Here is a 15,151-nt window from a genome sequence, read left to right as displayed (position 1 = left end):
ACCTTTAGTAAGCTACAGTATAGCAGTTAAAATTTGCTTTCTTTAACGTAGAACAAGCATCGAATGCAGTTTTTTTTGATTGAAAGCCTATAAATCGCGCACGATAATAACGACGCCCACTTTTTTCAAACAGTTGCATATGTGACGACGCATTCTTTAAAGCAGAATAAGCTGTGTTTTTTGCTTTTAAAAGCAGAGCTTGTGCTTGTTCTTTATTGGGCAGAGAACCAATTTGGATGGCCCATCCGGCGCCTGTGGATAAAGAGGCCGTAACAATTTTATGAGTCTCAATAGGCGTTGTTTTTTGTGGGTTAGGAATTGGTATAATTGCTTGGTTTACAGCAGCTATTGCCATATTGGAATTTTTAGATTGTTCTACAAATGCTGTCAGCATAGTAGAAATTTCATCATCAAAATTGGTTGGCTCAGTTTTTAAAATCGGTATAGGAGTCTTTGCGCCAGTGGGTAAGTTATAGTGTAAAGAAGCCATAAAATTTCTATCGCTTTTCATCCGGCTTGCTTTTGGGAAATACTGGTTCAATAAGCTGGCCATATGCTCATCACGTGCGGTAGACGATTTACCTCCCATAACGACAGCAACGATAGAGCGCCCCTCAAGACGCATTGAAGTTGCTAAATTAGAACCTGACATTTGTGTATAGCCTGTCTTAATTCCATCAACACCTTTCATTATTTTGATAAGTTTATTGTGGCTGTTAATTGTATGTCCACGAAAATTAAAACTTTTTATTTTGAACAAGTTATACTGTTTTGGAAAATGTTTGCGCAAGGCCAATGATAAAGTGGCCATATCACGTGCCGTAGAATAGTTACGCGTATCAGGGAGTCCTGAAGCATTTGCGAAATTCGTATGTATCATGCCAAGTTTGCGGGCTTTAGCTGTCATCATTCGAGCGAATTTCTTTTCATTACCGCCGAGATATTCTGCAATAGCAGTAGCAACATCATTTGCTGATTTTGTAATGAGCGCTTTAGCCGCTGCTTGTGCAGAAATTGTTTGGCCTGCTTTAAATCCGATTTTTGTTGGTGGACGTGTTGCTGCATAATGTGAGATAGGGATTGGTGTATTTGGTGTTACACGACGCATATGCATTGCTTCAAAGAGTATGTACAGCGTCATCATTTTTGTTAAAGAAGCAGGATAACGTTTCAGTGTTGCGTTAGCTTGAAATAAAGTTTTTCCTGTATTTGCATCTATAACGATAGCAGCGTACTTATCAGGATAGGCACCTTGAGGGGTAGCTGATGCCCAAGAGTAAGAAAAAGCTAAAACAATAAAAACAATTGCTATCTTTTTATAGCAATACATAATTTTTTGGCAGTTAATATACACTTGCACTATCCTATTTCACCATTTACTCTAAAGATCTTTTGTTAAGCTCCTTATTTTTTGTAGCTTATTGATGCAATTTAGACGAACGGTATTACTAATTTATTTACAGAAATTATTTTGAGGTTCCATATTTGATTTGCAATCTAACCATAGTAGGAAATTTTCTTCTTCACATAAAGAGGTATTACAATAGTTATGGAAGAACTTAAGGTTAATAAAAAATGTGCTACACGAGAAACGACAATGGTACAGAAGCTAACAACGAACCCTATAGCGCACATTATGCACAATGAAAAGGGCAAGAATTGGGATAAAAGCAGGCATGATGCTATTATAATGCCCACAATTAAACTAAAAATTCAAAAGCCTAAGTTATATCGTATTCTTTTACTCAATGATGATTATACACCTATGGATTTTGTTGTTTTTGTTTTGAAAAACTTTTTTAAAAAAAGTTTCGAAGAAGCAACACATATTATGTTAAATGTTCATCACAATGGGGTAGGCGAATGCGGAATTTATAGTTATGAAGTTGCTGAAATGAAGGTAGTACAAGTTAGAGAATGCGCATGTCAAAATGAACATCCATTACAGTGTGTAATGGTATGGAAGTGAGGGACTATGCCATCTTTTACACCTAGTCTTGAAGAGGTTTTGCACCGTGCATTAACAATTGCTGCTCAAGCGCGGCATGAGTATGCTACATTGGAGCATCTTCTGCTTGCTTTGTTAGATGATGCTGATGCAAATTCAGTTATTCAAGCTTGTCAGGTAGACGTAGAAGAATTGCGAGAGCGCTTAACCAACTATATCCAGTCAGAATTGGATGTACAGATTAGAGCTGATGAGGATACAAAACCAACAACATTCTTTCAGCGTGTTATCCAGCGTGCGGTGATTCATGCTCAATCAGCTGGAAAAGACGAAGTATCAGGAGCGAATGTCCTCGTTGCAATTTTTTCTGAGCGCGAAAGTTATGCGGCATATTTCCTTCAAGAGATGGGAATGACACGTTATGATGCTGTGCGTTTTATTTCACATGGTATCACGCGAGATGAGGGATTATCCATGTTACTTGAGGGGCTTGAAGAGCAATTAGATCAGCAGATTTCAGACAATGGTGAAAAGGTAACGAGTGCACTTACGAGTTATTGTGTTGATCTCAATTGTAAAGCACGCAATGGAAAAGTTGATTTATTAATTGGTCGTGAAATGGAAATTTCACGCATGATTCAGGTGTTATGCCGAAGATCAAAAAACAATCCTCTTTTGGTTGGTGATCCTGGAGTTGGAAAAACTGCCATGATTGAAGGATTAGCAAAACGCATTGTTGATGGGCACGTGCCTGAAGTTTTGTCAAATGTAACGATATTTTCCCTTGATATGGGAGGACTTATTGCTGGTACACGCTATCGTGGTGATTTTGAAGAACGGTTAAAGCAAGTTATGAAAGAATTTGAGCAGTATCCAGATGCTGTTTTATTTATTGATGAAATTCATACCTTGATTGGAGCAGGAGCTACATTGGGGGGGAATATAGATGCGGCAAATCTTTTAAAACCTGCATTATCTTCCGGAACTATTCGATGTATTGGTTCGACTACGTACAGAGAATATCGCAAAATTTTTGAACAAGATCGCGCTTTAGAACGCCGTTTTCAGAAAATTGATGTGAACGAGCCTTCTGTTATTGATGCGATTAAGATTTTGCAAGGGTTGAAGCCTTATTTTGAAAAGTTCCATCAGATCAAATATACTGATGAAGCGATAAGAGCGTCCGTAGAGTTATCTTCACGTTATATGATTGATCGACGCTTACCTGATAAAGCAATTGATGTTGTTGATGAAAGTGGTGCAGCGCAAAAGCTCTTGCCAAAAAAACAACGAAAAAAAAGTATAGGAGTTAAAGAAATTGAAGCGACTATTGCTACTATGGCAAGGATTCCACCAAAATCAATTTCTGGTGATGATCAAAAGATGCTTAGCAAGCTTGAAAGAGAACTTAAGCGTGTTGTTTATGGACAAGATCAGGCAATTTCAGCATTAGTGTCATCAATTAAGCTGGCGCGAGCAGGATTGCGCGAATCAGACAAACCGATAGGAAGTTATTTATTTTCAGGACCAACAGGCGTAGGAAAAACGGAAGTTGCAAAACAACTTGCATCTTCTTTAGGCGTTGAATTATTACGTTTTGATATGTCAGAATATATGGAACGACATACAGTGGCGCGCTTAATCGGGGCACCTCCAGGTTACATAGGGTTTGATCAAGGCGGTCTCCTTACAGATGCAGTTGATCAGCAGCCTCATGCTGTCTTATTACTGGATGAGATTGAAAAAGCGCATCCAGAGCTATTTAATCTTTTATTACAGGTGATGGATTATGGTAAGTTAACAGATCACAATGGCAAAAAAATTGATTTCTGTAATATCATTTTAATTATGACGACCAATGCTGGTGCTTCAGATATGGCAAAGCCAGCTATCGGATTTGGCAAAGTGCTCCGTGAGGGTGATGACATTGAAGCAATTAATCGGCTCTTTACACCGGAATTTCGTAACCGGCTAGATGCAATCATACCATTTGCACCTTTATCTCAGTTAATCATCAATCAGATCATACAAAAATTTATTTTTCAACTTGAAGCCCAATTAGCTGATCGAGGAATTTGTTTTGAATTAACTCCTCTTGCTATGACTTGGCTTGCCAATAAAGGATACGATTCTCAGATGGGAGCACGCCCATTGAATCGTGTTATACAAGAATATATTAAGAAGCCATTAGCTGACGAAATTTTATTTGGAAAATTGCGCAATGGTGGCACAGTTCGCGTATTGACACAAAGATCAAATGGAGGAAAAGAGAAATTACAGTTAAAAATTTCACCTTCCGGTATGTCTGTTGATTCAAAGAATAACGCAACAACGCATTTGATAAAAAAACGTGTGAAGAAAAAAAGCTCAATAACTTAAGGGCACTTTAAAGAGCTGCACGGATTTTTTTTGCATTTTCTTCAAGTATTTCTGTAGGCGTTATAACATCATTATGGGGGCAAAGCTCTATTCCTTTCATACGTGGTATAATATGGAAATGGAGATGATAAACGGTTTGGTGACTAGCAGATTCATTAAATTGCATGATTGTTATACCATCTGCCTGAAAGGCTTTTTTGGCGGCATTGGCGATTTTTTGAACAGCTTTAATAACTGGAAATAATGTTTCAGTATCCGCATCCAGTAGGTTTCTAGAGCCTTTTCTTGGTATAACCAGCGTGTGTCCTGGTGCTTGTGGCATGATATCCATGAACGCAATAACATCATCATCTTCATAGACACGAACTGAAGGAATTTCATTGCGAATCAATTTAGCAAAAATATTATTGTCATCATAAGTCTGTTTCATACAAATATTTCCTTTTAGGCTTTGTAATTCAGAATTTTAAAAAAACTAAAGCATGTAATGGTTAATAGAGAGCCAAAATTAAAGAGAGATTTCGTATTTGGTTGTCATTTTATGAACGTGTTGTTATTGATGAGGGCTTAAATTTCTATGATGGCTTCAACTTCTACTGGAACGTTCATAGGAAGAGAGGCAACACCAATAGCAGAACGAGCATGTTTCCCAGCTTCACCAAGGATATTAGTGAGTAAATCGGAAGCTCCATTGGCGATAAGGGGGATATCAGTAAAATGAGGGTCTACGGCAACAAAAACAGTAATTTTTACTACACGTTTTATTCTATTTAAATCACCAAGAGCTGCCTTGATTTGCGCGAGGATATTGAGTGCACAGGTTTCTGCTGATTTTTTTGCTTGTTCAACGCTAACAGTTGCACCAACTTTGCCGGTTACGATTGGCTTTCCATCAAAAAGGGGGAGCTGCCCAGAAATAAAGAGTTGATTGCCGCTTTGTGAAACTGCTACGTAGTTGGCAATGGGTTGTGTTGCTTCAGGAAGAGTGATTCCAAATTTTTTCAGGTGGTTTTCAATCGCGTTGGTCATAATTTAAACTCCATAGCTATTCTATAGTAAATCAATTGCATAAACTATTTTTTGATTTAAGGAAATGTGTGGTTAATTGAGGGGTAGTCCTTTTTTGCCTTATTGTATGATGTTATGCAATGGGGATAGGATTGGAAGTTGGGAATGTTCAGATTATTATTTATAATAAGTTTATATGTTGCTTTTTTATGTATTGCGAAAGCAGAAGAGTCTATTTTTATTGCACCTCATCGAGCAATTTATGATTTTCAGCTCGATAGTGTTTCTCATGACATGACAATTTCGGGGATGTCAGGGAGAATGGTCTACGAACTGACTGGTTCGGTATGTCAGGGCTATACCACACGTTTTCGTTTTATCAGCCGTATTCATCTTGGAGATATGTTGGAGCGTGTAACTGATCAACAGACGACGAGTTATGAAACTGGTGATAGCCGTACATTTCATTTTAGTGTTACAGATCAAGTTGGACAAGAGGTTGCGCATCGTTCTGAAGGTGTAGCTGAGCGTATTCAAGATGGAATTATAGTTAAACTAAAGAAGCCAAAGGAAAAAGAATACAAGCTTGCAATGGCCGAGTTTCCGATTATGCAACTGAAGAATATCATCCGCCATGCAAAAGCAGGTCATCGTTTCTACCACGTTACCGTATTTGATGGAACAGATAAAGCCGACAAAGTCAAAAGAGAAAGTGTGGTCATTGGGGAAAAGAAACTTCCTTTCTCTGATTCTGAAACGAAAAAAATAGAAAAATTGGATGAGGAGGAATATTGGCCCATTACGATTTCTTATTTTGATGATGTAGAAAAAAAAGATGGTTTGCCAGTCTATCGTACTAGTTTTCTTTTATACGAGAGCGGCGTTATGCGTGATATTCATATAGACAAAGGGACTTTTTCAGTGCGTGCAAAATTGAGTAGTCTTGAATTTCTCGAAGTTGGAAAAGATCTTAATCAATGTAAACATTAAGTGATTGCAGAAAATAACTTGAAAAAGAATCAAATATTAGTATGTTCGCGATATTCCACACGCGGAGTTTGGGTGTTTGCAAGGAAAATCTAGCAAATGTCCGCCGGTAGTAGGTTTACCTGCTTTTTCCGCGGAGGTTAAACCGGAAAGGATAAATTATGGCACTACCAGATTTTACTATGCACCAGCTTTTAGAAGCAGGTGTGCACTTTGGACACCAGACTCATCGCTGGAATCCCAAAATGACTCCTTATATTTACGGTCAGCGTAATAATATTCATATTATTGATTTGGCTCAAACTGTTCCTCTTTTGCATCAAGCCCTTAAACTTGTTTCAGATACGGTTGCACGGGGTGGTCGCATTCTCTTTGTTGGTACTAAGCGGCAGGCATCTGATATTATTGCTGATGCAGCGAATCGTTCTGCACAATATTATGTTAATGCGCGTTGGCTTGGCGGTATGCTCACAAACTGGAAAACGATTTCTCATTCAATACATCGCTTACGTAAGCTGGATAAAATTCTCGCTGCTGAAGCACAAGGTTTCACTAAAAAAGAGCGTTTAAATCTTGAACGCGATCGTGAAAAACTTAATCGTGCGCTTGGTGGCATTAAGGATATGGGATCTGTTCCAGATCTTATATTTATTATTGATACAAATAAAGAGAATATTGCACTTCAAGAAGCGAAACGTTTGGGTATTCCGGTTATTGCTATTATTGATACAAACTGCGATCCTGATAACGTTACGCATCCGATTCCGGGTAATGACGATGCGTCACGTGCAATTTCTCTTTATTGTGATCTTTTTGCTCGTGCAGCTCTTGATGGTATTGCTCGCCAACAAGGTGCAATGGGCGTTGATTTAGGAGCTCAAGTTGAAGCACCTGTAGAACCTGTTTTGGAAAATGCGGTTCCAGTTTCTGAGTAATGTTAAAAAGCGCCTATTAGGCTGCTTAATTTTTTAAAGAATAGATTATAGGCGTGCACGAGTTTTTCTTTTTGCACGCTTTCACTGTTACAGAATAAAGAGGCAAATATGAGTATTACTGCTGCACAAGTAAAAGAACTTCGGGAATTATCAGGTGCTGGTATGATGGATTGTAAGGCAGCGCTGGTAGAGACCAGTGGTGATATGGAGGCTGCTGTTGATTGGCTTCGTAAAAAAGGGATAGCCAAAGCAGATAAAAAAGCCGGTCGTACTGCGGCTGAGGGATTAATAGGAATTGCATCAAAGGATTCAAGCGCAGTTTTGGTTGAAATTAATTCAGAAACAGATTTTGTAGCGCGCAATGATGTATTTCAAGACATTGTGCGGAAAGTGGCAACAGCTGCTTTGGGAACCCAAGGGTGTGTTGATGCTGTTTCGGCGTCTCTCTACCCTAATTCTGAAAAGACTGTAGAGGCTACAATTAAAGATGCGATTGGTACCATTGGTGAGAATATGGAATTTCGGCGTTCTGCCAAACTCTCCGTTGAGAATGGTGTAGTTGCCAGTTATATACACAATAGTGTGGCCGATAATCTTGGAAAACTTGGTGTTTTGGTTGCTATTGAAACGACAGGGGATAAAGAAGCGGCAACAGCTTTTGGTCGGCAGGTTGCTATGCATATTGCTGCAACTAATCCGTTAGCACTGACAGCGCAAGATGTTGATGCCAGTGCTGTTGAGCGTGAAAAGGCGATTTTTTCAGATCAGGCACGTCAGTCTGGCAAGCCTGAAAATATCATTGAAAAAATGGTGGAAGGGCGTATGCGTAAGTACTTCGAAGAAGTTGTTTTGCTTTCTCAGGCTTTTGTTATGAATCCTGATATGACTGTTGAAGCGGCTTTAAAGGATGCCGAGAAATCTATTGGTGCGCCGGCAAAAATCACAGGTTTTATTCGTTTTGCGCTAGGAGAAGGTGTGGAAAAAGAGAATTCTGATTTCGCTGCAGAAGTTGCGGCTGCTGCAAAAGGGTAGCTATTTGTAGATTATTTTCAGTGATTTAGAATCACACCATTGATTTATACAGTCGCTGATATGAGAAAGTATGATTATTAAGAGGTCGTCACGCGATAAAGTGGTGCTCTTAGTGTGTCGAAAGCAAAAAGCAAATGTGCTTTTTGGGAGATTATCAATGACGTTAGCGCTACAGTACAAACGTATTCTTTTAAAGGTTTCTGGTGAGGCTCTTATGGGAGGGCAAAGCTTTGGAATTGATGTTTCCGTTGCAGATCGTATCGCTGCTGATATTGCTGAAGTGCGGGCGATGGGAGTAGAAGTCGCTATTGTTATAGGTGGGGGAAATATTTTTCGTGGAGTTGCTGTTGCTTCACATGGTGGGGATCGTGTGACAGGTGATCATATGGGAATGCTTGCAACTGCTATTAATTCTTTAGCGTTGCGAACATCGTTGACAAAATTAGGGATCGAAACGGTGGTATTATCTGCGATTGCTATGCCACAAATTTGTGAGAGCTTCTCGCAGCGTAAAGCAATAGGTTATATGAATCAGGGAAAAGTCGTTATTTTTGCTGGTGGTACGGGTAATCCTTTTTTTACCACTGATTCTGCTGCTACTTTACGTGCAGCAGAAATTGGTGCAGATGTTCTGCTGAAAGGAACACAGGTTGATGGTATTTATTCTGCAGATCCAAAGGTAGACCCGACAGCTAAGCGTTTTAATCAATTAACATATGTGGAGATTTTGCAATGGGGGTTGTCCGTGATGGATACAACAGCAGTTACTTTAGCACGCGAGAACAATGTACCGATTATTGTATATTCCATTCATGAAAAAGGTGGTTTAGCCAAGGTATTAAATGGAACAGGACAGTTTACAATAGTATCAGAAAAAGGATAAGCTTCAAGGTGTAATTGAAGGAGACACAGATATGAGTATTACATCGATTATGGATGATCTGAAACGTCGCATGGATGGTGCTATTTCCGCTTTTAAACATGAATTAGGTGGTTTGCGAACAGGACGCGCTTCGACCAGTTTATTAGAGCCATTAACAGTTGAGGCTTATGGTTCTGTTGTGCATATAAATCAGGTTGCAAATATTTCTGTTCCTGAACCACGGATGCTTTCTGTTTCTGTGTGGGATAAAACGATGGTAGGAGCTGTAGAGCGTGCTATTCGTGACTCTGGACTTGGATTGAATCCTATCACAGATGGTATGAATTTACGTATTCCTTTACCTGAATTAAATGAAGAACGCCGTAAAGAGCTTGTAAAGATTGCACATCAATATGCAGAACAAGCGCGTGTTGCTACCCGCCATGTGCGCCGAGATGGCATGGATAATTTAAAAAAATTAGAAAAAGAAGGTGAAATTGGTCAGGATGAAGCTCATGGCTTATCTGAGAAAATTCAAAAACTCACGGATGAGACTATTGCTGATATTGATAAGATTTTGGCTGTGAAAGAATCTGAAATTATGCATGTTTAAGGCGATTTTGACACTGGTAAAAGAATATTATTACGTCTGTCATATAAGGTTTGTGGAAAAAAGGTGGAGGTTATGTGTGCTACTGATAGTAGCATATGAAGCAGGGGAAGATGCGTTACGTTGCAATTCTATACTATAAAAATAACATCGATGTGAAGTGGTGAGTGTTTTTTAGAGTATCTTTATCTGAGCCTTGGATAAGGCTTCCTGCTGGGGTAAGCTATTTAACAAGATAGTAGAAGAATTTTGTTAAGTTGTATGAGGAAGTGTTTTCATTATTGGGGATTATTCAAATATTCCATGGCAAATTTTAGGAGGGGGGAAATATGACTCAAAGGATAATGCCTTAATCTTGCTCTTACTTTCCATTATAAGAGATGTGATGGGATGAAGCGAGCGATCGCTGTTTTGCCAATTTGTTTCTAGATGACTGATATTTTAATAAAAAATGCTTTTATACGAAGCAAATATCAGATCTGGAATTTCATAATTCACGTAGGTCGTGAGTAGCGGCTTTTTCCTTTTGAAGGTTGAGATTATTGGAAACATATTTTGGGATTGATCTTGATACATAGACTTTTGAAGCCATTTTTACTGATTATTGATCTTATAAACGTTATTTTGGTATACTGGATTATTGATGCTAAATTGTAAGAAAAGTTTGCAAAAGTGTGAATATAAAAATACTGCTTGGGAAAGTTCTTTGCTTGTATCAATTTTTAAGCTTGTATTTTCTATTTATATTGTTTGGATGTTATTTTGTCTAATCTTGTTTATCGTATTCTGACAGCTTTTGTTTTTGGCATTATTGCTTTGTGTTTAACATGGTTTGGAGGAATTTTATTTTTTTTGTTTGTATGGATTATTGGCGGTTTTATTCTTTATGAATGGATTAGTATCACTAAAGAGAAGTGGTGTGTTTTACAAAAAATATTAGCGAGTATTTTTTATTTGGTTTTTGGCTTTTTTTTAGTATCAGATATATCTGCTTCACTGGTTTTTTGTGTTTTGATAGTTTTGGCAACAGTGTTGGCAATTGGTCCTGTACAAAAGAGTGGGTGGGTTTTTTTTGGTTTTTTATATACATCTTTTCCAGTTGCGGCTTTATCCTTTTTACGGGGGAATGAAACCCTAGGGTTTGGAGTTGTTATCTTCTTATTTACTATAGTGTGGGGAACAGATATTGCTGGGTATTTTAGCGGACGCGCGTTTGGCGGTCCTAAATTAGCACCAAAATTTTCTCCTAACAAAACATGGGCAGGGGCGATTGGTGGTACATTTGTCGGAGTTTCTGGTGGCATATTGGTTGCATTTCAATTTTTTAACATAAATTTAACCAGTTCTTTTGTGCTATTCCTTGCTCTTATTTTATCAATTTTCTCACAATTGAGTGATTTGGGGCAATCGTGGCTAAAAAGGCATTTTTCTGTTAAAGATTCTAGTTCTTTATTGCCAGGACACGGTGGGTTTATGGATCGTATGGATGGATTAGTCGGAGCTGCTTTTCTCCTCTATTTAATTGGTTCATTTATGTCAGATATGGATACACCTTTTAATCTTTTTCGCATGGTTTAGTAGGGAGAAGATATCTTGGATTTTTGGGATCATATAATTGTTATAGGTCACTTTCTTTTGAGAAGTTTTGGCGTTCTTTTCGTTGTTATGATTATCATTTTTGTGCACGAAGCTGGGCATTATCTCATTGGGCGATGGTGTGGTATTAAGGCATCGGTTTTTTCTCTTGGGTTCGGGCCACAAATAGTTGATTACACAGATAAGCATGGCACACAGTGGCGTTTAGCGCTTATTCCTTTGGGAGGGTATGTAAAGTTTATTGGGGATGAAGGAGAAGCTGATGTCCCATCGTCTCAATCATTTCCGATAGTTGATGGTTCATTTGCTAATGCGCATGCTTGGAAAAAAGCAGCAACTGTTTTCGCTGGTCCTTTATTCAATGCCCTTTTCACTGTTGTTATTTTAACATTTTTTTTCTTTGTTTATGGTCGTGTAGCTATTGAACCTGTTGTTGGTTCTTTGGTAAAAGATGCCCCCGCTATTCAGTCTGGTTTAGCATTAGGTGATCGTTTTGTTGAAATGGATGGTCGTCAGGTTGAAAGTTTTGAAGATTTGATGAGCTATGTGACTTTTCATGGTAGAAATCCTATAGAATTTAAAATAGAACGCATGGGGCGGGTATTTACGACGGTCATTACACCAAAAGTGATTGAGAGAGATGATGGTTTTGGGAATTTGGTTCAGAGTGGAGTGATAGGTGTTGGTGTCCCTGTTGATCCAGATAATCCTACGCGTTTAAATCCAACTTATGTAAAACATATTCGCTACGGTTTTGGCGGAGCTGTAAGAAAAGCGTCAGAACGTACTATGTTTATTGTCACCCAAACAATTCTTTTTATGAGTCGTTTAATAGGAGGGAAAGAAGATTATTGCCGGCTAAGTGGACCTTCTAAGACCGTTAAAATTGCTTGGAAAGTGAGTGAAACAGGTTTTATATCTTTGTTGAATTTTGCAGCTTTTCTTTCCATAAGTATTGGGCTTATTAACCTTTTTCCGATTCCACCGCTTGACGGTGGGCATTTATTATTTCACCTCATTGAGGTTCTTACTAAGAGACCAATATCTGCTAAAATTCGGGAAATTGTTTTTCGCTTAGGCTTTTTCATTGTTCTCCTATTTATGATTTTTGCGTTCTTTAATGATTATTTTTGTTGGTTTAGCTAATTAAATTATGGAAAACATTTTATAAATTGGGTAATAATGGGAAGAATAAATTAAAGGTTGTTTACCATGTCCACAAAATGTTGTGGCGTTGTGTGTTGTAATAAGTAATTAAGGAATGGAAAGTCTCACTATAAGGGTTGTTATGGCAGTTAGCTTTTGAGGCATCATGTCCAAGGAATAAGATAAGGTAAAAGAAGCCAATGACTACAAATTCGAAGTTTTTAAATGTAGCATCTGTGTTGGTGTTAGGTATGGGAGTAGTTGCTCCAACAACAGCCTTTATGTCAATTGCGATGGTTGGAGAAGTGCAAGCATCTGTGGTCCATTCTATTGAGGTTCGTGGGAATAAGTTTGTAAGTGCTCAGATAGTGCGCGACAATATGGGCATTAAAGCTGGACAGAGTTTTTCCAGTGGCGATGTCGATGCTGCAGTGAAGCGTCTTTTCGGATTGGGTTTGTTTTATGATGTTAAAATAAATCAGGTTAGCAATAAGTTAGTTGTGTTCGTCAAAGAGTATGAGGTAGTCAATCAGGTATTGTTTCAGGGAAATAAATCTTTTAAGGACCCTGATCTTAAACGGTTTATTTCTTTGAAGCCGAATGAGCCTTTCAATTCTGCTAAGCTTTCAAAGGATATTAATACGATTCGTGAAGCTTATAAAACGGTTGGGCGTAATAATGTTGCTGTTACAGTTCAGACTATTAACTTAGGAAAAGGACGAGTAAATGTGGTCTTCAATGTTATTGAAGGGCGGAAGACAAAGATTAATGATATTATTTTTAAGGGTAATCATACTTTTGGAAGTCGCCGTCTGCGTGATGTGATTTCAACAAAGCCTTCAGGAGTATTCTCATTGTTGTTGGGCGGGGATATTTATAGTGAAGAGCGGTTGGCTGCCGATGAAGACGCTCTACGTCGCTTTTATTATAATCGTGGTTATGCAGATTTTCGTGTTGTTTCCTCTAAGGCAATTTTTGATGAAAGGAGTAACGCATATAACGTTTATTTTGTTCTTGATGAAGGCGTGCGCTATAAAATTAGTGATATTCAAGTTGAAAGCGATATTGACGGAATTGATGTAAAATCTGTAAAAGGGCTTCTTAAAACTCGATCAGGTGACATTTACAACGCAGAAAGTATTGAACAATCTGTTGAGATTATCAATAATAAGGTTGCTGATTCCGGATATGCTTTTGCTAAAGTTGAACCACGAGGAAATCGTGATTTGGCAAATCATACAATTTCAATTTTGTATAATATTGAACAAGGTCCGCGAGCTTATATTCAGCGCATTGAAATACGCGGTAATGAAAAGACGCGTGATTATGTTATTCGCCGTGAGCTTGATTTAAATGAAGGGGATGCTTACAATCAAACCTTAGTGCAAAGGGCAAAGCGTCGTCTAGAAAATTTGGGTTTTTTCAAGGCCGTTAATATTTCAATGGTTCCTACAGATCAGTCTGATCAGGTTACCTTGGTTATAGATGTCGTTGAAGCTTCGACAGGGGATCTTTCTTTGTCTGGAGGATATACAACGGGTGGTACAAGCCCTGGTATGTCGCTTGAGGTGTCTGTTACCGAACGTAATCTTGGAGGACGTGGTCAGTATGTTCGTTTGGGATTAGGTGCTGGGCAAGAAAAATCCCGTAATTACAATTTGTCGTTTGTTGACCCTTATTTTTTAGGTTATCGCTTATCTGCAGGTGTTGATATTTTCCGCAGTACTTACCGTGCTGATAAAGCATATGATGTCCGACAGACAGGTGGATCTCTTCGATTTGCGATGCCTATTAATGATCAATTATCTGCTAATTTGGCTTATTCTTATGTACAGGAAGAATATGATTTTGGTAAGAAATATGATTTAAGTAAAGAGGCTGACATAAGAGAATTATATGGGAAGTATTCTGGAGCAATTGTTCAAGCAGCAAAGCATAGCCCTTGGAAGCGTTCATCCATTAGTTATGGTTTGACCTATAATACTATCGACGATATGAAAAACCCACATAATGGGTGGTACGTGCGTGTTCTTCAGGAGTATGCAGGTCTTGGAGGGAGTGCAAAGTTCTTAAAGACAACTGGTAAAGCGATGATGTACAAGACGCTTTCTGAGCAGATGGATTTTGTTGGTTTATTTTCCTTTGGGGGAGGATATATTCACGAAATAGGCCGAAACGGTGTTCGTATTTTCGATATGTTTAAAGCGAATTCTGATATGATCCGAGGGTTCAAATACAACGGAATAGGCCCGCTCCAAGTTTCCAATAAAGGTGAAGCTTATTTCTTAGGGGGGACAACTTATATGAATGCGACAGCTGAAGTACAGTTTCCTATACCTGTTGTGCCTGAAGGGCTAGGATTGCGCGGTGCTTTATTTGCAGATATTGCAACGCTTTATGGCAATAATTATAAACCTGTTTTTCAGGGTGAAGCGCCGGTTATAAATACCAAAAGCGCATGGCGTTCGTCTGCAGGTGTGAGTTTGATGTGGGATTCTCCATTTGGACCGCTGCGCTTTGATTATGCTTGGCCAATAAAAAAGCAGTCAGGTGATCGTGTACAGAAATTGAACTTTGGTATTTCTACGAAGTTCTGATTTGAATTTTCTTTAGAAGGAAAAGCTTTGAAGATAATGAGCTAGCTGGGA

Annotated in this window: 13 protein-coding genes; 10 read left to right on the top strand and 3 right to left on the bottom strand. The window is 38.5% G+C overall.

Translation table 11 applies throughout. From position 1 onward, the window contains the following. Positions 1 to 4: 4 nt before the first annotated feature. Positions 5 to 1,354, bottom strand: a complete 1,350-nt coding sequence (locus MCO_RS00725; protein ID WP_007551976.1) for a D-alanyl-D-alanine carboxypeptidase — start codon at positions 1,352 to 1,354, stop codon at positions 5 to 7. Positions 1,355 to 1,597: 243 nt separating this feature from the next. Here MCO_RS00725 and clpS point away from each other — a divergent pair, with 243 nt between their 5' ends. Further along, the gene (gene clpS, locus MCO_RS00720) at positions 1,598 to 1,969 is read left to right on the top strand and encodes an ATP-dependent Clp protease adapter ClpS (RefSeq protein WP_040298574.1); all 372 of its coding nucleotides are present in this window, start codon (positions 1,598 to 1,600) and stop codon (positions 1,967 to 1,969) included. Positions 1,970 to 1,975: 6 nt separating this feature from the next. Further along, on the top strand, positions 1,976 to 4,327 hold the full coding sequence (gene clpA / locus MCO_RS00715) for an ATP-dependent Clp protease ATP-binding subunit ClpA (protein WP_007551974.1): 2,352 nt from the start codon (positions 1,976 to 1,978) through the stop codon (positions 4,325 to 4,327). A gap of 7 nt (positions 4,328 to 4,334) precedes the next feature. Here the strand turns inward: clpA and MCO_RS00710 are convergent, their stop codons facing one another. Further along, positions 4,335 to 4,757, bottom strand: coding sequence for an HIT family protein (locus tag MCO_RS00710; protein WP_007551972.1), 423 nt, complete (start codon positions 4,755 to 4,757; stop codon positions 4,335 to 4,337). 137 nt (positions 4,758 to 4,894) lie between these two features. Then, complete coding sequence (locus tag MCO_RS00705) at positions 4,895 to 5,356, bottom strand: RidA family protein (protein ID WP_007551970.1); 462 nt, start codon at positions 5,354 to 5,356, stop codon at positions 4,895 to 4,897. 144 nt (positions 5,357 to 5,500) lie between these two features. On the opposite strand from MCO_RS00705, the gene MCO_RS00700 reads away from it, so the two are divergent. The 8 genes from MCO_RS00700 (at position 5,501) to bamA (ending at position 15,100) form a co-directional block, all read left to right on the top strand. Next, positions 5,501 to 6,325 carry an EipB family protein gene (locus MCO_RS00700; protein WP_007551969.1) on the top strand — a complete coding sequence of 275 codons (825 nt, stop codon included), beginning with the start codon at positions 5,501 to 5,503 and terminating at the stop codon, positions 6,323 to 6,325. A 158-nt stretch (positions 6,326 to 6,483) separates the two neighbouring features. Continuing rightward, positions 6,484 to 7,257, top strand: a complete 774-nt coding sequence (gene rpsB / locus MCO_RS00695; protein ID WP_007551968.1) for a 30S ribosomal protein S2 — start codon at positions 6,484 to 6,486, stop codon at positions 7,255 to 7,257. 108 nt (positions 7,258 to 7,365) lie between these two features. Continuing rightward, positions 7,366 to 8,289: a translation elongation factor Ts gene (gene tsf, locus MCO_RS00690; protein ID WP_007551967.1), complete on the top strand. Its 924-nt coding sequence runs from the start codon at positions 7,366 to 7,368 to the stop codon at positions 8,287 to 8,289. Positions 8,290 to 8,446: 157 nt separating this feature from the next. Beyond that, a complete protein-coding gene (gene pyrH / locus MCO_RS00685; RefSeq protein ID WP_007551966.1) occupies positions 8,447 to 9,172 on the top strand; it encodes a UMP kinase in 726 nt (241 codons plus the stop codon). A 31-nt stretch (positions 9,173 to 9,203) separates the two neighbouring features. After that, on the top strand, positions 9,204 to 9,764 hold the full coding sequence (gene frr / locus MCO_RS00680) for a ribosome recycling factor (RefSeq protein ID WP_007551964.1): 561 nt from the start codon (positions 9,204 to 9,206) through the stop codon (positions 9,762 to 9,764). Positions 9,765 to 10,523: 759 nt separating this feature from the next. Beyond that, the gene (locus MCO_RS00675) at positions 10,524 to 11,339 is read left to right on the top strand and encodes a phosphatidate cytidylyltransferase (protein ID WP_007551963.1); all 816 of its coding nucleotides are present in this window, start codon (positions 10,524 to 10,526) and stop codon (positions 11,337 to 11,339) included. A gap of 15 nt (positions 11,340 to 11,354) precedes the next feature. Beyond that, complete coding sequence (gene rseP, locus MCO_RS00670; RefSeq protein WP_007551962.1) at positions 11,355 to 12,503, top strand: RIP metalloprotease RseP; 1,149 nt, start codon at positions 11,355 to 11,357, stop codon at positions 12,501 to 12,503. Positions 12,504 to 12,703: 200 nt separating this feature from the next. Next, a complete protein-coding gene (gene bamA, locus MCO_RS00665) occupies positions 12,704 to 15,100 on the top strand; it encodes an outer membrane protein assembly factor BamA (protein WP_007551961.1) in 2,397 nt (798 codons plus the stop codon). Positions 15,101 to 15,151: the final 51 nt, after the last annotated feature.

Origin of the sequence: Bartonella sp. DB5-6 (assembly GCF_000278115.1) — a bacterium.
In the GTDB taxonomy this organism is placed as follows: Bacteria; Pseudomonadota; Alphaproteobacteria; order Rhizobiales; family Rhizobiaceae; genus Bartonella; species Bartonella refiksaydamii.
The sequence above is the reverse complement of the archived record's forward strand: the minus strand, read 5'-3'. Positions and strand labels throughout refer to the sequence as shown.

Coding starts and splice junctions, on each gene's coding strand:
- clpS (WP_040298574.1), top strand. CDS start 1,598: ATGGTACAGAAGCTAACAACGAACCCTATAGCGCACATTATGCACAAT.
- clpA (WP_007551974.1), top strand. CDS start 1,976: ATGCCATCTTTTACACCTAGTCTTGAAGAGGTTTTGCACCGTGCATTA.
- MCO_RS00710 (WP_007551972.1), bottom strand. CDS start 4,757: ATGAAACAGACTTATGATGACAATAATATTTTTGCTAAATTGATTCGC.
- MCO_RS00705 (WP_007551970.1), bottom strand. CDS start 5,356: ATGACCAACGCGATTGAAAACCACCTGAAAAAATTTGGAATCACTCTT.
- MCO_RS00700 (WP_007551969.1), top strand. CDS start 5,501: ATGTTCAGATTATTATTTATAATAAGTTTATATGTTGCTTTTTTATGT.
- rpsB (WP_007551968.1), top strand. CDS start 6,484: ATGGCACTACCAGATTTTACTATGCACCAGCTTTTAGAAGCAGGTGTG.
- tsf (WP_007551967.1), top strand. CDS start 7,366: ATGAGTATTACTGCTGCACAAGTAAAAGAACTTCGGGAATTATCAGGT.
- pyrH (WP_007551966.1), top strand. CDS start 8,447: ATGACGTTAGCGCTACAGTACAAACGTATTCTTTTAAAGGTTTCTGGT.
- frr (WP_007551964.1), top strand. CDS start 9,204: ATGAGTATTACATCGATTATGGATGATCTGAAACGTCGCATGGATGGT.
- bamA (WP_007551961.1), top strand. CDS start 12,704: ATGACTACAAATTCGAAGTTTTTAAATGTAGCATCTGTGTTGGTGTTA.